This window comes from Streptomyces albospinus (assembly GCF_014648695.1).
In the GTDB taxonomy this organism is placed as follows: domain Bacteria; phylum Actinomycetota; class Actinomycetes; order Streptomycetales; family Streptomycetaceae; genus Streptomyces; species Streptomyces albospinus.
The window spans coordinates 74,621-92,211 of record NZ_BMRP01000003.1 but is presented as its reverse complement, the minus strand read 5'-3'; the positions used below and the strand labels follow the sequence as shown (position 1 = coordinate 92,211).

General features: G+C 72.8%; 19 protein-coding genes. 9 read left to right on the top strand and 10 right to left on the bottom strand.

Going from position 1 to position 17,591, the window contains the following annotated elements:
* Positions 1-12: 12 nt before the first annotated feature.
* Positions 13-450, top strand: coding sequence for an SRPBCC family protein (locus IEZ17_RS05975; RefSeq protein WP_189297175.1), 438 nt, complete (start codon positions 13-15; stop codon positions 448-450).
* 112 nt (positions 451-562) lie between these two features.
* Here IEZ17_RS05975 and IEZ17_RS05970 read toward each other — a convergent pair whose 3' ends face one another.
* Positions 563-850, bottom strand: coding sequence for a hypothetical protein (locus IEZ17_RS05970; RefSeq protein WP_189297173.1), 288 nt, complete (start codon positions 848-850; stop codon positions 563-565).
* A gap of 251 nt (positions 851-1,101) precedes the next feature.
* Here IEZ17_RS05970 and IEZ17_RS05965 point away from each other — a divergent pair, with 251 nt between their 5' ends.
* Both IEZ17_RS05965 and IEZ17_RS05960 read left to right on the top strand, forming a co-directional pair.
* On the top strand, positions 1,102-2,238 hold the full coding sequence (locus IEZ17_RS05965; RefSeq protein ID WP_189297171.1) for a site-2 protease family protein: 1,137 nt from the start codon (positions 1,102-1,104) through the stop codon (positions 2,236-2,238).
* 46 nt (positions 2,239-2,284) lie between these two features.
* The gene (locus IEZ17_RS05960) at positions 2,285-3,025 is read left to right on the top strand and encodes a PP2C family protein-serine/threonine phosphatase (RefSeq protein WP_189297169.1); all 741 of its coding nucleotides are present in this window, start codon (positions 2,285-2,287) and stop codon (positions 3,023-3,025) included.
* 21 nt (positions 3,026-3,046) lie between these two features.
* On the opposite strand, the gene IEZ17_RS05955 is transcribed toward IEZ17_RS05960, so the two are convergent.
* Positions 3,047-3,199, bottom strand: coding sequence for a hypothetical protein (locus IEZ17_RS05955; RefSeq protein WP_189297168.1), 153 nt, complete (start codon positions 3,197-3,199; stop codon positions 3,047-3,049).
* A 77-nt stretch (positions 3,200-3,276) separates the two neighbouring features.
* On the opposite strand from IEZ17_RS05955, the gene IEZ17_RS05950 reads away from it, so the two are divergent.
* Entirely contained in the window at positions 3,277-3,414 is a 138-nt protein-coding gene (locus tag IEZ17_RS05950) for a hypothetical protein (protein ID WP_189297166.1), read from the top strand.
* Positions 3,415-3,458: 44 nt separating this feature from the next.
* Here the strand turns inward: IEZ17_RS05950 and IEZ17_RS05945 are convergent, their stop codons facing one another.
* Positions 3,459-4,346 (bottom strand): phenylalanine 4-monooxygenase, encoded by an 888-nt coding sequence (locus IEZ17_RS05945; RefSeq protein ID WP_189297164.1) that lies wholly within the window; start codon positions 4,344-4,346, stop codon positions 3,459-3,461.
* 260 nt (positions 4,347-4,606) lie between these two features.
* On the opposite strand from IEZ17_RS05945, the gene IEZ17_RS05940 reads away from it, so the two are divergent.
* Complete coding sequence (locus tag IEZ17_RS05940; RefSeq protein ID WP_189297633.1) at positions 4,607-5,680, top strand: sugar ABC transporter substrate-binding protein; 1,074 nt, start codon at positions 4,607-4,609, stop codon at positions 5,678-5,680.
* 11 nt (positions 5,681-5,691) lie between these two features.
* Here the strand turns inward: IEZ17_RS05940 and IEZ17_RS05935 are convergent, their stop codons facing one another.
* On the bottom strand, positions 5,692-6,375 hold the full coding sequence (locus tag IEZ17_RS05935; RefSeq protein ID WP_189297631.1) for an HAD family hydrolase: 684 nt from the start codon (positions 6,373-6,375) through the stop codon (positions 5,692-5,694).
* A 120-nt stretch (positions 6,376-6,495) separates the two neighbouring features.
* Entirely contained in the window at positions 6,496-6,984 is a 489-nt protein-coding gene (locus IEZ17_RS05930) for an Lrp/AsnC family transcriptional regulator (RefSeq protein WP_189297162.1), read from the bottom strand.
* Between the two features lie 205 nt (positions 6,985-7,189).
* Between IEZ17_RS05930 and IEZ17_RS05925 the strand changes: the two genes are divergently transcribed.
* Positions 7,190-7,720, top strand: coding sequence for a DUF6624 domain-containing protein (locus IEZ17_RS05925; protein ID WP_189297160.1), 531 nt, complete (start codon positions 7,190-7,192; stop codon positions 7,718-7,720).
* 7 nt (positions 7,721-7,727) lie between these two features.
* On the opposite strand, the gene IEZ17_RS05920 is transcribed toward IEZ17_RS05925, so the two are convergent.
* Positions 7,728-10,037 (bottom strand): glycoside hydrolase family 3 N-terminal domain-containing protein, encoded by a 2,310-nt coding sequence (locus IEZ17_RS05920; RefSeq protein WP_189297158.1) that lies wholly within the window; start codon positions 10,035-10,037, stop codon positions 7,728-7,730.
* 212 nt (positions 10,038-10,249) lie between these two features.
* On the opposite strand from IEZ17_RS05920, the gene IEZ17_RS05915 reads away from it, so the two are divergent.
* The 3 genes from IEZ17_RS05915 (at position 10,250) to IEZ17_RS05905 (ending at position 13,856) form a co-directional block, all read left to right on the top strand.
* Positions 10,250-10,783: a GNAT family N-acetyltransferase gene (locus tag IEZ17_RS05915; protein WP_189297156.1), complete on the top strand. Its 534-nt coding sequence runs from the start codon at positions 10,250-10,252 to the stop codon at positions 10,781-10,783.
* A gap of 280 nt (positions 10,784-11,063) precedes the next feature.
* On the top strand, positions 11,064-12,566 hold the full coding sequence (locus IEZ17_RS05910) for an FUSC family protein (protein WP_189297154.1): 1,503 nt from the start codon (positions 11,064-11,066) through the stop codon (positions 12,564-12,566).
* A 240-nt stretch (positions 12,567-12,806) separates the two neighbouring features.
* Positions 12,807-13,856, top strand: a complete 1,050-nt coding sequence (locus IEZ17_RS05905; RefSeq protein ID WP_229851991.1) for a lactonase family protein — start codon at positions 12,807-12,809, stop codon at positions 13,854-13,856.
* A gap of 45 nt (positions 13,857-13,901) precedes the next feature.
* Here IEZ17_RS05905 and IEZ17_RS05900 read toward each other — a convergent pair whose 3' ends face one another.
* From IEZ17_RS05900 to IEZ17_RS05885, 4 genes are all read right to left on the bottom strand, one after another.
* Positions 13,902-14,252: a nuclear transport factor 2 family protein gene (locus tag IEZ17_RS05900; protein ID WP_189297150.1), complete on the bottom strand. Its 351-nt coding sequence runs from the start codon at positions 14,250-14,252 to the stop codon at positions 13,902-13,904.
* Positions 14,253-14,575: 323 nt separating this feature from the next.
* The gene (locus tag IEZ17_RS05895; protein ID WP_373299736.1) at positions 14,576-15,532 is read right to left on the bottom strand and encodes a sirohydrochlorin chelatase; all 957 of its coding nucleotides are present in this window, start codon (positions 15,530-15,532) and stop codon (positions 14,576-14,578) included.
* Between the two features lie 93 nt (positions 15,533-15,625).
* Complete coding sequence (locus IEZ17_RS05890; protein ID WP_189297629.1) at positions 15,626-16,672, bottom strand: N-acetylglucosamine kinase; 1,047 nt, start codon at positions 16,670-16,672, stop codon at positions 15,626-15,628.
* 13 nt (positions 16,673-16,685) lie between these two features.
* Positions 16,686-17,591 (bottom strand): LURP-one-related family protein (locus IEZ17_RS05885; protein ID WP_189297146.1); only part of this gene is annotated, 906 nt, incomplete at its 5' end.

Here is a 17,591-nt window from a genome sequence, read left to right as displayed (position 1 = left end):
GTGAGGTGTGCGATGAGCACTCTCGAAGAACACATCGACATCAGTGTTCCGGTCGAAAGGGCCTGGGACGTCCTCCATCGTGCGGAGGTCTATCCGCGGTTCCTGAACGGCGTGCGCGAGGCTCGTGCGGCGGGCGAGCGCCGGACGCACCTGGATGTGGACGCCGGTGGCCGGACGCAGGAGCTGGAGGTCGAGATCGTCGACCGCGAGATGGAGAACGTGATGACGTGGCAGACCAGGATCGGGCCCGATCTGGCGGGCACCTTCTCGCTGCTGCCCATCGACCGGGAGCACACCCGGCTCCAGGCGCGTTTCGAGTACGACCCGGGCACGATCAAGGACAGCTTCGGCGGGCCGCAGGGGTTCGCGCAGGCGGTCGCGATCGAGCGGGGCGTGCGGAGCGATCTCGAACAGTTCAAGGAGCTGGTGGAGGCCGAAGCCACGCGCTAGCAGCGGGCGTGGAGGAGACGTCGAGGAAACGTCGAGGAAGGCGGGAAGGGAGAGCCGAGGCAGGACGCCGGGCGCGGGTGGACAGGGCCCCGGTGGACCGCACCTCGGGGGCTCAGAGGTCGGGGCGCTCCGGCATGGGGTGCTCCACTCCGTCGAGTTCGAGCGTGCAGCGGGGGGCGGTGGGCACGAGACGGGGTTCGCGGATGCGGACGCGGAAGAGGCGGGCGGGGTCGTCGGGCAGTTCGCCGGTGAGCAGGTTCATGCCGGGGCCATGTTCCTTCTGGTAGGCGATGACCTTGCCGTTGACCAGGAGTTCTATCTCGCTGTCCCGTCCGGGTCCGACGTTCACAGTGATCGAGTGGCCACCCTGATCGAGATGGAAGTGGTGGCTTCGCCCCATGACGATGTGCCTCCTGTGATGGCGCGCCCGCCGTACCGGCGTCCGTACCTCCAGGTTAGATCCACACCCCGCAGGCGTCGGATGGTCCGCGTGCCGCGGGGGCCGGGTGCGCCCGACCGACCGCCGTCGCGCCGACGTGTGCGGTATCGCGAGCGACAATTGTGGTGAGTGCCGTGCCGGGCGGTTCGCGGAGTGCGGGGCGTCGAGGCTCCGCCCGTGCGAGCCGGGTGCCGGGCCGGCAGGAGACGGTGATGAACGGCTCGGTCCGTATCGGACGTGTGGTCGGGGTGCCGCTGCGCATGCACTGGAGCGTGCCGCTGCTGGTGGTGCTCTTCGCGTATGGGCTGGGGCGGCAGACCCTGCCGGTGACGACGCCGGGGCGGTCCGCCGTCGTCTACGCCGTTGCCGGTGTCGTCGGTGCGGCGCTGCTCACCGGCAGCCTGCTGCTGCACGAGACGGCCCACGCCGCCATCGCGCGGCGGAAGAAGATCTCGGTCGAGGACGTGACCCTCTGGGCGCTGGGCGGTATGACGCGGATGGGGCGGCCGAAGACCGCGTCGGCGGCCTTCGCGGTGGCGGTGAGCGGGCCGCTGACCAGCCTGATGATCGGGGGCATCGCCCTGGGGGCCGGAATCGGGCTGCACGAGTTGTCGCCGATGTGGGCGGTGCCCGCGGTGGTGCTGGTGTGGCTGGGGTGGGCGAATCTGTTCCTGGGAGTGTTCAACCTGCTGCCGGCCGTGCCGCTCGACGGGGGACGGGTGGTCCAGGCGCTGCTGTGGTGGCGTACCGGAGACCGGGACCGGGCGGACCTGGCGGCGTCGCGGGGCGGGCAGATCATGGGCGGGCTGATGGTGGCGGCCGGCTGGATCGCCCTGCTCCGGGGGGCGGCGGGCGGGCTGTGGCTGGCGTTCATCGGGCTGTTCATCATGGTCGTCGCCGGGGCGGAGCGGCGGACTGCCACGCTCCAGTCGGCGCTGCGGGGGGTGCGCGCCGCGGAGGCCATGTCCAGCCCGGTGGTGACGGGTGCGGAATGGCTGAGCGTGCAGCGGTTCATCGACGAGGTGGCGGTGGCGGCCGGCCACTCCGCCGTACCGCTGCTGGACTTCGAGGGCCGGCCGAGCGGCATCGTGGAGATCCGCCGGCTCGCCGCGATCCCCGTACCGCAGCGGGAGGCGCTGCGGGCGCGGGACGTGGCGACGCCGCTGTCCCAGTGCGCGGTCGCCGCCCCTGACGATCTGCTGACCGAGGCGCTGGAGAAGCTCAACCTGCGGACCGGGATGCGGATTCTGGTCGTCGACGCGGGACATCTGGTGGGCATCGTCACCGGCAAGGACATCTCCCGGCTGATGCAGCGGCACACGCTGCGGGGGCGGCAGACGGCGGAGTGAGCCCGGGCCGCCCCGGGCCCGGAGCCGAGGAGAGGCGGACACGGCGATGCGGTACATCACGGTGACGGCGCTCAGCCATCCCGGGCTGATCCGCGGACACAACGAGGACAGCCTGGTGGTGGGGCCGTGGACGCTGTGCGGCACGGTGACCGAGAATCCGCAGACACTGGTGTTCCCGCTCGGGCAGCCGCTGGTGGTGGCCGTCGCGGACGGCATCGGAGGGCAGCCGGCCGGGGATGTGGCCAGTGCGCTGACCGTCCGGCACCTGGCGACCCTGGGGCCGTCGCTGGACAGCGAGGACGCGGTGCGGGACGCCCTGACCCTGTGCAATCGCGCGGTGTACGCGGCGGCCGACCGGGATCCGGCGCTGACCGCGATGGGCACCACGGTCGCCGGCACCGTCGTCCTGCCCGACGCGCTGCTGGTCTTCAACGTCGGTGACAGCAAGGTGCTGGAAACGGACGGGGACGGCGTGCGTCAGGTGAGCGTGGACGACAGCCCGCCGCTGCGGGAGGGGCAGCGCACCACCTCGCTGGTGACCCAGGCGATCGGCGGCGCGACGCGGTTCTGCGCCATCACCCCGCATGTGACGACGGCGCCGCTCGCCGCGGACAGCCGGTATGTGGTCTGCACGGACGGGCTGACCGACCCCGTCCTGGACGACGAGATCGGCGAGTTGATGCGGGCGCACGACGGCGGCCGGGCCGCCTTCGAGCTGTGGAAGGCGGCCATCGAGGCGGGCGGGCCGGACAACATCACGCTGGCGGTCATCGGTGTGGTGGAGTGAGCGGCGGCCGGGGCGGGCCGCTCAGGGGGCGGAGACCGTAGGGGCGACCGCCAGCCGCTGCCCGCCGGACAGCTCGTGCGGACAGCGGCCGGCGAAGTCCGCTTCCAGGCCGACGTGTTGGAGGAGTTCGGCGACGTGGTCGGCGAGGTCCGGCCGGGCCGCGGTGCGGTGCACACGCAGCGGGCGGGTGAGCGCCGCCCCGTTCGTACGGGCCGGATTGAGGGGGCCGCGGGTTCTGCGGGACGAGCCGGATGCGGCGGCGGTCGTCGCGGCTGCGTCTGCGGACGGCGGTCGGCAGCGCCACCCGCCGCGTGACGGCCGCGGTGCTGCTGCGCCGGTACGGCAGCGGCCTGCGGGCGCGGGCGCTCACCCCGGCACCGGCTGCCTGAATCCCGCGGAAATCCGCCGCACTCCTCCGCGGCGCGTCGGGACCCTACGTCCGGTTGCGGGGGAGCGACGGGATTCCCAGCCGGCTCCCGGTGTCCTCGTCGAATTCCGCGCAGAACGCACCCAGGGTGTCCTCAAGGTGCGCCAGGGACCGCGCGGCGAACAGAACCGGCTGATAGCCGGAAATGCAGTACGGGAGCGAGGCCGCGGCGCGGATGTCCAGTGCGCGGACTTCCCGGACGGTATGTGCGGCGATCTCCCCGAAGGAGGAGAGCAGCGCCGCGCCGAAAGCCTTGGGAGTACCGGATTCGGTGAGCAGACCGTATTCGAGGGTGAACCAGTAGATCCGGCTGAGAATGTCCAGCGCCTCCTCGGAGCGGACCCGGTTCGCGGTCCGCCCGAAGAGCCGGTACAGCTCGGCCAGGCGCGGATCCGACAGATGAATGCCGTGCCCGAACACGTCATGGATGACGTCGGGTTCGGGGGTGTAGAGCGGCACGGCCGGATGGCGTACGAACTGCACCGCATGGAAGTAGCCGTGCTCCATCGACCCCAGGAACCGCTCGTTGGGCACCACACCGCCGGCCAGGGTGAACGCGAAACCGGTCCGGGCCCGCAGGCCCGGCGAGATCTCCGCGTGCTGCGGGATCCGCTCGGCGGGGACGTCCACCGCCTCCGCGGCGTCCTGCGCCTCCCGGCAGGCATGCGCGCGGTGCGCAGGGCCGAGCGCGGTGTGCACCGTACGCCAGGTCCGGTGCTCCGCCTCGGTGTAGTCGACGCCCGCGTACGGCGCACCGACCCGGTGCCCCGCTGCGCGGGCGGCCAGCGCGTCGCGGCGCCGCAGATAGTCCTGGTCGCTGCGGCCGGGGTGCTCGTCGGGGCGGCCCAGCCGCCCCTCGGCCGAGATCGGGGTCTGCTTCCACACCGTGTTCATGGCCGGATATGTGCCACGCGGCGGCACGAAGATCACTTGGCGTAGCGGGCCCGGAACCGCCCGTCGATGCCCGTCCGGCACCGCCTTCAGCCTCTCAACGCGGTACTCGCTTCCATATCGTTATTACTTCGATTCTTGACTATCCGGGCCCGAGTGACGTTCACTCAGCCATTCTGGGCCGAGTCAGGCGGCCCCTTGCGGAGGTACCTTTCATGAAGGCGATGAAGGCGATGAGCGCGGCGAATGTGACGAATGCAACAATGCGTCGCCGGGTCATCATCAGCGCAGTGGCACTTTCCCTCGCCGCGCCGCTGGCGGCGTGCGGAAGTGATCATCCGGCGGCCGACCAGGGCAAGGACACGATCGGTCTCCTGCTCCCGGAGAGCAAATCCACGCGCTACGAGAATTTTGACCGCCGCATCATCACGAGCAGAATCGCTTCGCTGTGCCTTGAATGCAAAGTGGCCTACAGCAACGCCGAATCCAGCCCGGATACCCAAAGAGCCCAGTTCGAGGCGCTGGTGGACAAGGGCGTAAAGGTCATCATTCTCGACCCGGTCGACGCACAGACCGACAAGAGCTGGGTGGACGCAGCCGCGAAGAAGGGTGTGCAGGTCGTCGCCTATGACCGGCTCGCCGAGGGCGACGTCAAGGCATATGTCTCCTACGACAACGAGAAGATCGGCCGCCTCCAGGGCGAGGGAATTCTGACCGCACTCGGTTCCCGGGCCGCCAGCGCGAACGTCGTCATGCTGAACGGTTCACCGACCGACCCGAACGCCCCGTCCTTCAAAAAGGGCGCACATGCCGTCCTGGACGGCAAGGTCCGCAAAATCGCCTTCGAGAAGGACATTCCCGAATGGTCCGAGGAAACGGCCAAGAAGGAGATGACCAACGCGATCAACGCCCTCGGTCCGCGGGGCATCGACGCGGTCTACTCGGCCAATGACGGAATGGCCGGAAGCATCGCCGAGGCGCTCAAGTCGGCCGGCCTCAAGGACATTCCGCTGGGCGGTCAGGACGCCGAACTCCCGGCGTTGCAGAGGCTGTTGGACGGGACCCAGTCGTTCACCATTTACAAGGAGGTCCGGCCGGAGGCACAGACCGCCGCCGAGATCGCCTACCGCCTGCTGCGCGGCCAGAGCATCACCACGCTCACCCCGACCACCGCCAAGAACAGCAGCGCGTCCGCCATACCGGCCAAGCTCTTCAACGCCAAGCTGGTCACCAAGGAGAACCTCAAGGACACCGTCGTCAGCGACGGCGTCGTCCGTACCGACCTGCTCTGCACCCCGGACCTCGCCGCGGAGTGCAAGTCGGCCGGTATCAAGTGACCGGCCCCCGATTAGGCGGCCGTCTCCGTCCGCCCCAGCCACGCGTACGCGGTCCGCGCCGTGAACTCCCCCTGGCCGCCCCTGAAGAGCAGCCCGGCACCGGCGAAGGCCGGATCACCGGCGGTTTCGGCCACGTACGGGACCGCGATACACCGCATCCCCGCCCGGTGCGCCGCCAGCGCACCGGGCGCCGCGTCCTCCAGCACGACACAGGCGCCGGGCGCGACACCCATCCGGCGCGCGGCCTCCAGGAACACATCGGGCTCCGGCTTGCCGCGCGGCACCTCTTCGGCCGACACCAGCGTGGTCAGCAGCGCATCCAGCCCCGTACCGGCCAGCACCGCCTCGATCGCGGCCCGCGACGAACCTGACGCCACCGCCATCGGATGCCCGCCCGCGGCCAGCAGCGCCACGAACTCCCGCATCTCCGGGAACACTTCGGTATGCGCCCGGGCCAGCTCCAGATAGGCGCGGTTCTTCCCGGCCAGCAGCTCCTCGACCGGCGCGTCGATGCCGTACTCGCGCGCCAGGATCTCCAGCGTCTCGCGGGTGCCGATCCCGATGAAGCGGGTGTGCTGCTCCCAGGTGAAATCCGTGACGCCGTAACCGGCGAGCAGTCGGCGCCCCGCCTCGAAGTAGTTCGGCTCGCTGTCCACCAGCGTGCCGTCGAGATCGAAGATCACCGGGGCGGGCATGGCGGCGGTGACGGACGCGGCGGAGGGGTACCGGGGGTCGGCGCAGGCGCTCATGCCCGCCAGCATGCCAAGCCGCCCGCCTGGCCCGCCCGTGCGCCCGGCCCCGTCAGCCGCTCCGCGTCACCCCGTCCCGGGCTTCCCGGCGGCCCCGCCCACCGTTTCCACGAGCGGCAGCATCCGGTGCGCCACCCGCTCGCGCAGCGCCACCTCCGTGCGCGTACGGACCACGCCCGGCAGGCTGATCAGCCGCTGGATGACGTCCTCCAGGTGTGCCGCATCCCGGGCCACCACCCTGGTGAGCAGATCCCCGCCCCCGGTCGTCGAGAACGCCTCGATGATCTGCGGCACCTCGGCCAGCGCATCGGCGACCTCCTCCAGATGCCCCTGCGTCACCTCGATGTGCACAAAGGCCAGCACCGGATGCCCGAGCGCGGTGGGCGAGAGCCGGGGACCGTACGCGGTGATCACACCGTCCCGCTCCATCCGGTCCAGCCGCGCCTGCACCGTCCCGCGGGCGACGCCCAGCACCCGGGCGTACTCCCGCACGCTGGTGCGCGGCTGCTCCAGCAGCAACCGGAGGATCTTCGCGTCCAGCGCGTCCACGGCCATGGCCCCACGGCCTCCTCACGGTCGGCGGGTCGTCGGCGGGCAAGCGGAGCGGTCCGAGAGCGGTCGGATCGTTCCGGGGGATAGATCCATTATCCCCGCGCGCGGCCCCTCCCGTCACCGTCCTCGCGGACGATCTTCGGGCGGTGCGGCGCCTTTAGCGTGAGATGCGACCACCCGATGCGGTCCCCCAATCTCTGGAGCACGTATGACGCACGGCACCCCTGCCCACCACCCCACCGAGGACGAGCTCGCCGCGCTGGCCACGGAACTGGTCGATATGGCCGCGGAGGACAACCGGACCGCGCACCGCGCCAACAGCGAGGACTTCGCCGACCAGTTGGCATGGCGCCGGCTGACCGCCCGGCACGGCGACCGGCTCGACGAGATCATGGACCGGTACGGCTGGCCGACGGCGGAGCTGGTCGGCGCCGAGGCCGCGCGGAGCGCCTGGCTGCTCGCCCAGCACGCCGACCGCCGGCTCGAAGTGCAGCGCCGGGCCCTGCGGCTGATGGAGCGTGCGGTGGCGGCGGGCACGGCCGGCCCCCGCGAGCTCGCGTTCCTGCGCGACCGCACGCTCGTGAACGAGGGGCGCCGGCAGGTCTACGGCACCCAGATCGCCGGCGTACGGGACGGCGCGCCCGTTCCGTGGCCGTGCGAGGACCCGGAGCGGATGGACGAGCGCCGCGCGGAGGTGGGAATTCCGCCCTTCGCCGAGTACGTGGCCCAGTTCTCCTGAAGCACCCTCAGGTGAGGGACAGCGTGCAGGTGCCCTCCGTGGCCGAGTTGTTCCCCACGTAGAGGTCGATGGCGCCGGGTTCCAGCAGGAACTCACCCTGCGGGGCGTGGGTCCAGAACCCCAGATCCTCGGCACCCAGCCGGAACCGCACCGTCCGGCTGCTGCCCGGCGCCAGCGTCACCCGCCGGAAGCCGCGCAGCCGGCGGACCGGCTGGGCGATGGCGGCGGCACGGTCGTGGACGTAGAGCTGGACGACCTCATCGCCCTGCCGGGAACCGGTGTTGACGACGGTCACCGAGACCTCCACGGTGTCGCCCTCCCGGAGGGCGCTCACCGCGATCCGGTCGGTGCTCAGCGAGGGCGCACCCATATGGAACGTCGTATAGCTCAGGCCGTGGCCGAACGGGAACTGCGGGCCGTCGGGGAGGTCGAGATATTTCGAGGTGAATTTGTCGTCGGGGTCGTAAGGGCGGCCGGTGTTCTCGTGGTTGTAGTGGATGGGGATCTGACCGGCCGTGCGCGGGAAGGAAACGGGCAGCTTGCCACCGGGGTCGACCCGGCCGAACAGCACATCGGCGATGGCGTTGCCGGCCTCGATCCCGGGGTGCCACGCCTCCAGTACCGCCGGCGCGCTGCCCAGCCAGCCGCCGATGGTGAGCGGACGGCCGTTGACCAGGACGACCGCGAACGGCTTCCCCGTCCGGGCGATCGCCTCGATCAACTTCTCCTGCGCGCCCGGCAGACCGATGTCGCTCCGCGCGGCGGCCTCACCGCTGAGCGCCGCCGGCTCACCGACCACCACGAAGGTCACCTCGGCGGAACGCGCCGCCGCCACGGCCGCCGGAATGCCGCCGGTGTCGTCCCCCTGCGCCGCGACACCCCGCTCGTAGCGCACCGCGCCACCCGGCACGGCCTTCCTGACGGCATCGAGCACCGTGACGGCGGGGAACTTCTGCGCCGCGGGCGGCATCACCCAGGTCCCCAGCAGATCGCCGGAATCGCCGAACGGCCCCACCACCGCGATCGACCCCACGGACCGGCCGACCGGGAGCACCCCCTTGTCGTTCTTCAGCAGCACCATCGAGCGGGCCGCGGCCGTGCGCGCCGCCGCCCGTGCGTCCGGCGTCGGCGCCCCGATCTCGCCGCCCTCGTCCACATACGGATGCGCGAAGAGCCCGAGCGCGAACTTCAGCCGCAGTATCCGGGAGACCGCGTCGTCCACCCGCTGCTCGCTGATCTTCCCTTCCCGCACCAGCCGCTTCCCGTACGTGACCATGGTGGTGCTGGTCATCTCCATGTCCACACCGGCGTGCAGGGCGCGCCGGGCGGCCTGCGCACCGTCCTCCGCGACGCCGTGCGGGATCAGCTCCTCGACGCCGTTCCAGTCGCTGACCACCATCCCGTCGAAGGACCATTCCCGCTTCAGGATGTCGGTGAGGGTGTGCGTGTTGGCGTGGGCGGGGACACCGCCGACGGTGTTGAACGAGGCCATCACCGTGGCCACCCCGGCGTCGAGTGCGGCCTTGAACGGCGGCAGGTACAGATTCCGCAGCCGGGCCTCGGAGACATCGACCGTGTTGTAGTCGCGTCCGCCCTCCGCGCCCCCGTACGCGACGAAGTGCTTGGCGCAGGCGGCGATCCGGTCCGTGGCGGAGAGGCCCGACCCCTGATACCCGCGGACCTTGGCGGCGGCGAACGCGGCCGTCAGATAGGGGTCTTCGCCGTTCCCCTCGGCGATCCGGCCCCAGCGCGGCTCGTGCGTCACATCCATCATCGGCGCGAACGTCCAGTGCACGCCGTGGGAACGGGCCTCCTTGGCCGAGACCTCGGCGTCCCGCACCGCCACCTGCGGATCGAAACTCGCCGCCTGGGCCAGCGGAATGGGAAACGTCGTCCAGAAACCGTGGATGACATCGAGGCCGAACAGCAGCGGAATGCCGAGCCGGGACTCCTCGACGGCGATCTTCTGCAACGCGTTGCTCGCCCGCGCACCGAAGATGTTCAGGACCGATCCCAACCGCCCCTGGCGCGCCGCCTGTTCGACTTCCTTGGTGCCGGGACCACCCGGCCCGGTGTTGTACTCCCACGGGAGCTGCTGGAGCTGCCCCAACTTCTCTTCGAGAGTCATACGCGCCAGCAGCGCACGGACCGTGCCGTCGTAGGGTCCCGGCGGGCGTCCCGGGACCCCCGCGCCGTCCGTGGAACCGGCGGTCCGGGGAAGCCCTCGCGCCGGGATCGCCCCGGCGCCCAGGAGTCCGGCGGTGGTGGCCGTACCCCCTGCGGCGGCCAGCAGGGAACGACGTTTCAGCCCACTCATACCTTCACCTTTTCCATCCATGGCGGCGTAAAGGTTTCTCAAGGCGCCGAGAGCTGAAGTGAACGTAGGTGGGCGGGAGTTGGAGCGTCAAGATGTCGAACACGCCGCGTCTTTCATGTACAAGAAGTGAAGGGATGGCGCGCGGGCCGTGAGGGAGTCCTCCCGGGCACCCGCGGTTGGCCGCCGTTCGCCGCGCAGCGCATCATGCGGGGATGACCGAGAACCCCCCTTCCGCGCCGCCGCCCGTGGAGCGGCTCGCGCACTACACGCCCGCCGACATCGCCGAGATCCTCGGCGACGGGGACGATGTCTTCGGCGTCGCCGAGCACGGCCTGACCTGGCTGCCCAAGGAGGAGCACTTCGGCATCCGGCTCGACGGCCGCCTGGTGGCGCACGCCGGTCTGCGGCTGCTGCCGATAGCGATCGGCGGGACCGAGACGCGGGTGGTGGGCGTCGGCGGCGTGGCCGTGGCGGCCGGCGTACGCGGGCAGGGGCTCGCCCGGCGGGTGGTGGCGGGCGCGCTGGACCACGCGCGCACCATGGGCCCGCGCTTCGGGCTCCTCTTCTGCCGCGAACCGCTCGTCGCCCTCTACGAACGGCTCGGCTGGCATGCGCTCCACGGGGCGGTGCGGGTCGAGCAGCCCGCCGGCCCGGTGGTCATGCCGCTGCGCACCCTGTGGACGCCGCTGAGCGACGACGTCCACTGGCCCGAGGGCCCGGTCCGACTGCGCTCGCTGCCCATGTGAGCCCCGGCCGTCGGTTCGCCGCCCGCCCCGTCTGGCTGGACCGTTGGCCTGCTATTGGCGCACTGCAAGCACCTCTGGCTGATCCAATGGCGCAGTCCATCCGCCTTCTGTTGAGCCAGCTGGCGCCCGGATGGTGTGATGTCCCCGTCGATGGCGCTGCGGATTCCGCGGCGCCGTTTTTCATGAGCGCCATGGGTGTGCGTCGCAGGAGTCCCGGGTCCGCCCGGGATCCCTGCGCGTCGCGGGAAAGGGCAGAGGGCGGGAGGCCGTGCTGAAGAGGATGTTCGTTGCTCCGGATCCCGGGCGGCTGCGGCTGCGCAGTGCGCTGCGGGCCGTCCTGGGGATCGCGTCGGCGGTGACCGTATCCGGACTGGCCGGCGGGTCCCTCCTCGCGGCCATCGCCGGCGGGCTCGCCGCGCTGCTCGCGCTCTTCACGGTCGGCGACCGCACCGTCCGCGGCCAGGCGGCCACCACCGCCCTGCTCCCCGCCGTGGGCTTCCCGGTGCTCGCGCTGGCGACCGTGCTGCACGACCACCCGCTGGCGCGCGATGCCGCGTTCCTCGCCGTGGTGGGCGCCGGGGTGTACGCGCGCCGCTGGGGGCCGCGCGGGCACGCCCTCGGGATCTTCGCGTTCATGATGTTCTTCATGGTGCAGTTCCTGCACGCCGTACCGGGCCGGCTGCCGGAGCTCTGCACCGCCGTCGCCCTCGGGCTGACCGCCTCCTCGGCCGTCCGGTTCGGCGTCTGGTGCTACGAGCGGCGGCTGCCCCCGCCCGCCGCGGTGGCGCCGGCGGCCGGCCGCGGGCTGGCCCGGGTGACCACCCGCCAGGCCGTCCAGGCGACCGCCGCCTGCGGCTTCGCGCTCGCCGCCGGACAGCTGCTGTCGCAGGACCGCTGGTACTGGGCGGTGGTCTCCGCCTGGTGGATCTTCGTCAACACCGCCTCGCGCGGCGAGACCCTGATCCGCGGATTCCGGCGGGTCCTGGGCACCGTCGCCGGCATCGCGGTGGGCCTGCTGGTCGCCGTCCCGCTGCACGGCGCACCGCTCCCCACCGCCGCACTGGTCGCCGGCTGCGTCTTCGGCATCTTCTACACCGCGGGCCCGTCGTACAGCTGGATGATGTTCTGCGTCACCGTCCTGGCCGGGCTGCTCTACGGGCTGCTGGGGGTGCTGCACCCCGGCCTGCTGGCGCTGCGGTTCGAGCAGACCGTGATCGGCGCGCTGGGGGCCGCGCTCGCGGTCGCGCTGGTGCTGCCGGTGACGACCCATGCCGCGACCGACGCCTGGATACAGCGCGCGGTGCACTGCGTTCGGGACTGCACCGCCGCGGCCACCCGCCGGCTGGCCGGGGACCCGCAGGCCGACCCCTCGCCGCAGGTCGCCGAGCTCGAACTGCTGCTGGCCCGGGTGCGGCAGTCGCTCGTACCGCTGCTGCATCCGCTCAACCCGCTGCGGCACCGCAAGGCGCGCGCCCGGCAGGTCGTGGCCTACCTGGACGAGTGCGCCGCGCAGGTCCGGGGCCTGGCCGAGGTGGCGGCCGATCCGGCGGCCTCGCACGACGCCCGGCTGATCGCCGCCTGCCAGCGCGTGGAGGCCGTGGTGGGCGCGCTGTTCGCGCCCGGCCCCGAGACCGCCGACGCGCCCTACGGATCGGCCGCCGCGCCGGCCCACCACCCGGGCGCCGAGCGGGCGCTGGCGCATCTGCACGGCCTGGAATCCGCACTCACCGCGCTGGCACATCCCGTACGCAGCGCACCGCGGGCACCGTTCGCGGCGTCCTGACGGGCGCGGGACGGCGGCTGTCGGCCAACCGGTGCGACGGCCTGCCGGGCCCTGTTAGCGTCGCCGGGACAACGGGGCACTCCCCGGGCGGGGCCGGGCGCCACCACCGCGTCCCCGGGGCGGGCAGCCTCCAACAGGCAGGCGGACGAAGGGCGGCGACCAGTGGGGACGACCCGGTCAACGGCGAGTGCGGCAGCGGACGGAACGGCGCCGGGCGGACGGCGGACATACCGGGCCTGCATCGGATCGTTCACCACGGCGGGCGGGCGGGGCATCACCACCGCGGACGTCGACCCGGAGTCCGGGGCGCTGACCCCGCTGCACTCCACGGACGCCCTCGCCAACCCCTCCTACCTGGTGCCGGCTCCGGACGGCCGGCACCTCTTCGCGGTCAGCGAGACCCCGCACGGTGCGGCTGCCGCCTTCGCCCTCTCGCCCGAGGGGCCCGTGCTGCGCGCACCCGCCGTCCCCGTGGGCGGCGCCGATCCCACCCACCTCACCCTGGCCGCGGGCCACCTGGTCATCGCCAACTACAGCTCCGGCAGCGTCAGTACGCTCCCCGTCCGGGCCGACGGCACGCTCGGCGGCCCGGCCCGGGTCCTGCAACACCAGGGCAGCGGCCCCCGGACCGACCGCCAGGAGGGCCCGCATGCGCACGCCGTTCTTCCCGACCCCAGTGGCCGCCGGCTGCTCAGCGTCGACCTGGGCACCGACTCGGTCCGCGTGTGCGCCCTCGACGCCGCGAGCGGGGAGCTGACCGTACGGGACGAGACGCGGCTGCGCCCCGGCAGCGGGCCGCGCCATCTCGCCTTCCACCCGCGCGGCGACCTCGCCTGCGTCGTCAACGAACTCGACCCGACGGTGACCCTCTGCCGCTGGGACGCGGACCGCGGCACGCTCACCCCCCTGGGGGAGACCCGTCTCCTTCCCGACGGGCAGGCGGCGGCCGGCGGTGGCGGCGACGGAACGGCGCCACCCCGGCCGACCTTCCCCTCCGCGCTGGTCGTCTCCCCGGACGGCCGGTTCGCCTGGGCCGCCAACCGGGGCGACGACAGCATCGCGGTCCTCTCCCTGGACGTGCGGAGCGCGACCGCGGCCCTGGTCACGACGGTGCCCTGCGGCGGGCACTGGCCGCGCGACCTCGCCCTGCACCCCGATGGACGGCACCTCTACGCCGCCAACGAACGCTCCGGCGATGTCACCTGGTTCACCCTCGACCCGGAGACCGGAGTCCCCGCGCGGGGCGGCTCGATCGCGGCGCCGGCCGCTTCGTGCGTGGTGTTCGCCTGAGCCGGACGAGGCGCTCGGTGCGCCCGGGGCGGTCGCCCGCCCACGTCATGCCTGGGGGAAGCGCCCGCCGAAGTACACCTGGGTCTCGGTGAGCCGGCCGTCCCGGACCGTCATCACCTCGACGTTGCGATGGCGTTCCCCGGTCTTCAGCTCGTACTCGTAGCGGATGAAGACCTGGTCGTCGTCGACGGCCACGGTGTCGAGCAGCTCCTGGGTGCGGACGCGGTCCGCCGTGGGGAAGCAGACTTCCAGGAACGCGGCCTTGCCGATGTGGTCGTCCTGCGGGCTCGTGAAGACGAACTCCTCGGCGAGCAGCCGATCCATGGCCGCGCGGTCCTGGTCCAGGTACGCGGCGAAACAGGCGCGAACGGTCTCGACGTTGCTGCGGTGCGTCATGAGCTGCCTCCTGGCGAGGGAACGGGGACGGCGCCACGACCGTAGCGGAGGCGGTGCGGGCGATCCCGCGCCCAGCAGCGGGAAGGCGCTGAGCCGCCCGCTCGCGCGCCCGCGGCCCCTCCTGCCGCCCACAGGTGCCCGCCGCCCCCGCGGACCGTCTGACGGCCATCTGCGCCGCTCAGGGCCCTGCCCGGCCGGGACGCCGCACCCGGACGCCGGACGAGTCCTGGCACGGCCCCGACCCGGCCCCGGACACACCGAGGGCCGCCCCGCGCGATCGGCGCGGCGGCGGCCCCGGCGAACTGCGGCGCGGGCGACCGGTGCTACCGGACCGGCGCCCCCACACCCTGGCCCGGCAGCGTGATGCCCACCGCCGACGCGTAGTTGGACAGCACCAGCCGGCCCACCGTGCCGTACGCACCCAGGGCCTCGGCCGATGCGCAGCCCGCCTCCGCCGCGGCTGCCCCCAGAAGGCCGTCGGCGAGTTCGGGGCCGATCAGGTACGGGGCCAGCGCGAGCTGCTGCGAACCCGAGGAGCGCAGCTGCTCGGCGGTACGGGCGATGGCGCCCTCCTCGTCCAGGCCGGCGGCCAGTACGGGCACGGCCAGTCGGGCGGAGAGCAGCATGCCGGTGATACCGGCGGCCTGCACCGCCTCCTCGCCGCCGACGGTGGCGAGGATGATGCCGTCCGCCGCGGTGGCGACCGTGAACAGCCGGGCGCGGTCGGCGCGCGCCAGTCCGGCCTCGGACAGGCGGACGTGCAGCGCCTCGGCGAGCAGCGGGTGCGGGCCCAGGACGTCGGTCAGTTCAGCGCCGGAGGCGCTGTTCATGAGGGCCTGGCGTATCCGGCGCAGCAGGGCGCTGTCCGGACCGGCCAGCAGCGGCACGACGACCGCGGCCGGGCCGGGGTCGGGCTGCCCGGCGTCGGCGGCCCGGGCCTTCTGCTCGGCCGCGGCGTGCGCCAGCACGGCCTCCAGGGAGGGGAACTCGTCGTCTCCGCCGTCCACGTAACCGATCCGCGCGTCCAGACCGGGCAGTTCGGAGCGGGCGATGCTGGAGACCTCCTCCGCCAGGCTGCGCGAGGCGGCGGTGGGGGTGCCGGGCACGGCCAGCACGAGGGCGGGTGCGCCCTCGGGCGCCGACGGCGGCTCCGGCTTCCGGTGGCGGCCGGACTGCCGCGCGCGCGGCATTCGTACAGGCAGGCCGGGTGCGGCTCCCGGGCTCGGGGATTCGGCGTCAGAAACGGGCGAGCCAGGTGCGGGCCCAGTGGGGGAACTCATGGCGCCGCATGCTAACGCCTCGAAGTGTCCCGCCGCCGCGGGAGGGTTCGGTCGAGCGGTATCCGTCCCGATTTATCCCGCGCGTCACGGCGGCTACCCCGCCGCAGACCGTGTGATCTGCAACAACTTCGGATCGGCGGGCAGCATCAGGCGGTTCGCGGCCAGTGCGGCGGCGATCGTCAGCGCCCCGTCGAGCGGGGTTCCGGCGGCCGTGGTCCGGCGGGCGCCGGGCAGCCGCTCGGCGAGTGCCGTACGGAGCGGGGAGAGCAGCGGGTCCCCGACGGCGAACAGCCCGCCGGTGCACGCCACCGACGTCCCGGGGCCGGGCGGGCAGGCCGCTGCCGCGGCATCCGCGATATGGCGCGCGGCGCCGGCCAGGATGCCGGCGGCCACGGTATCCGGGGCGGTGGTGGCGTCTCCGGTGGCGCAGTTGGCGACCTCGGGGGCGAACGAGGCCAGTACCGCGGGCCGGTCGGGCCGCGGATAGAGCGCCCCCGGAAGTCCGGCCACCGGCCCGAACACCGCCTCCGCGCGGGCCAGCAGGGCCCGCGAGCCGCCGGGCCGGCCGTCGTACGCGCGCATCGCGGCCTCCAGCCCGGCGCGTCCGATCCACGCACCGCTGCCGCAGTCGCCCAGCAGATGGCCCCAGCCGTCGGCGCGCCGCCAGCCGCCCTCCGAGGTCAGGTCCGTCCCCAGGGCGACCATGCCGGTGCCCGCGGCGACCACGACGCCGGGCCGCTGGCCGAGCGCCCCCGTGTACGCGGTGACGGCGTCCGCGGCGAGGGCGAGCCGCCGTGCCCCGAGGGCGGCGGTCAGCGCGGCGGGCAGCCGGGCGCGCAGATCGTCCCCGAGGGTGCCCATGCCGGACGCGCCGATGCACACCGCGGCGAACCGGTCCGCGCCCACCCGGCGTCCCAACTCCTCGCCCGCGGGCAGCAGTTGTCCGAGCATGTGGTCCGCGTCGATGCCGGCGGGGCCGGTGCGCACGGGCTCCCGCGAGGTATACGTGGCCAGCGGCTGGGCCTGCGGGTCGGCGGCCCGGGCGACGGCGATCCGCAGGCCGGATCCGCCCGAGTCGACACCCAGGACGAAGTCCTCGGGGGTTGCGCCGGTCCCGGACCTCCGGGGGTCCCCGGTCACGGTGCCCCCGGGCTCAGCCAAGGCCGCGGGCGTCCTGCTTGAGCGCCGTGTCGACGGTCAGCGCGGTGGCGACGACCAGGCTCAGCAGCGGGTCGGGCAGCTGGTGGTGGATCTGGAGGACGTAGTTGTCCGCGGTGGTGAACATCGTCTTGGCGAGGCCCTCCCAGGTCTTGGTGATCCGGGCGATCTCGGTGTCGGCGTGGTCGACGATCGCGAAGTTCCAGGCGCGCCAGTTCTCCGCCTTGATGGCGCCGACCTGCCGGCCGTCGACCAGCATCGCGAAATTGATCTTCCCGATGGCGTTCTGCTGGACGATCTCGCCGACCGGCCGGCCGTCCGGACGCGCCACGAGCACCTTGGACTTGAGCAGCTTCGCGGGCCGGGTCAGCACCAGCTGCGGCTGCCCGTAGGCGTCCCGGATCTCCAGCTTGTGGGTCATGTACTGGTCCAGGCTGGAGACCACCCGCAGCACCTTCTTGGCGGCGCTCTGGCCGACCTCGACGACCGCGCCGAGGGTATTGCCGTTCTGGTCGTAGACGGCGTACTCGTTGCTGACCTCGATCAGCTTCGCCTTCTGGTTGACCACCAGCACCGGCTCGGTGAACAGTGTGCCGCCGCCCGGCCCCGTGGGCGCCACACCGGCCTGCTGCTGCACCTGGCGCTGGACACCGGCCTGCTGCTGCAACTGATGGTGCAGATCGGCCGCGTTCATGCCCGGCCGGCCGTACGGGTCCTGGGCCGGGACGGGCTGCTGCTGCGGCGCGTACTGATGGGGAAGCTGCGGCTGGGGGGCCTGCTGGGGCATCTGCTGCTGCGGTGCCGGCTGCTGCTGCGGTGCCGCCTGCTGCGCGGCCTGCTCCTGGGCCGGCGCCTGCTGCCCGGGGTGGGTGTGCGCCGTCCACTGGGAACCGTCCCACCA

Excerpts from the sequence above, each read along its gene's own strand:
- IEZ17_RS05950 (WP_189297166.1), top strand. The coding sequence starts at position 3,277 with ATGCGGCGGCGGTCGTCGCGGCTGCGTCTGCGGACGGCGGTCGGCAGC.
- IEZ17_RS05920 (WP_189297158.1), bottom strand. The coding sequence starts at position 10,037 with ATGAGTGGGCTGAAACGTCGTTCCCTGCTGGCCGCCGCAGGGGGTACG.
- IEZ17_RS05965 (WP_189297171.1), top strand. The coding sequence starts at position 1,102 with ATGAACGGCTCGGTCCGTATCGGACGTGTGGTCGGGGTGCCGCTGCGC.
- IEZ17_RS05935 (WP_189297631.1), bottom strand. The coding sequence starts at position 6,375 with ATGCCCGCCCCGGTGATCTTCGATCTCGACGGCACGCTGGTGGACAGC.
- IEZ17_RS05940 (WP_189297633.1), top strand. The coding sequence starts at position 4,607 with ATGCGTCGCCGGGTCATCATCAGCGCAGTGGCACTTTCCCTCGCCGCG.
- IEZ17_RS05975 (WP_189297175.1), top strand. The coding sequence starts at position 13 with ATGAGCACTCTCGAAGAACACATCGACATCAGTGTTCCGGTCGAAAGG.
- IEZ17_RS05900 (WP_189297150.1), bottom strand. The coding sequence starts at position 14,252 with ATGACGCACCGCAGCAACGTCGAGACCGTTCGCGCCTGTTTCGCCGCG.
- IEZ17_RS05945 (WP_189297164.1), bottom strand. The coding sequence starts at position 4,346 with ATGAACACGGTGTGGAAGCAGACCCCGATCTCGGCCGAGGGGCGGCTG.
- IEZ17_RS05930 (WP_189297162.1), bottom strand. The coding sequence starts at position 6,984 with ATGGCCGTGGACGCGCTGGACGCGAAGATCCTCCGGTTGCTGCTGGAG.
- IEZ17_RS05970 (WP_189297173.1), bottom strand. The coding sequence starts at position 850 with ATGGGGCGAAGCCACCACTTCCATCTCGATCAGGGTGGCCACTCGATC.
- IEZ17_RS05895 (WP_373299736.1), bottom strand. The coding sequence starts at position 15,532 with ATGAGTTCCCCCACTGGGCCCGCACCTGGCTCGCCCGTTTCTGACGCC.
- IEZ17_RS05925 (WP_189297160.1), top strand. The coding sequence starts at position 7,190 with ATGACGCACGGCACCCCTGCCCACCACCCCACCGAGGACGAGCTCGCC.
- IEZ17_RS05960 (WP_189297169.1), top strand. The coding sequence starts at position 2,285 with ATGCGGTACATCACGGTGACGGCGCTCAGCCATCCCGGGCTGATCCGC.
- IEZ17_RS05915 (WP_189297156.1), top strand. The coding sequence starts at position 10,250 with ATGACCGAGAACCCCCCTTCCGCGCCGCCGCCCGTGGAGCGGCTCGCG.
- IEZ17_RS05910 (WP_189297154.1), top strand. The coding sequence starts at position 11,064 with ATGTTCGTTGCTCCGGATCCCGGGCGGCTGCGGCTGCGCAGTGCGCTG.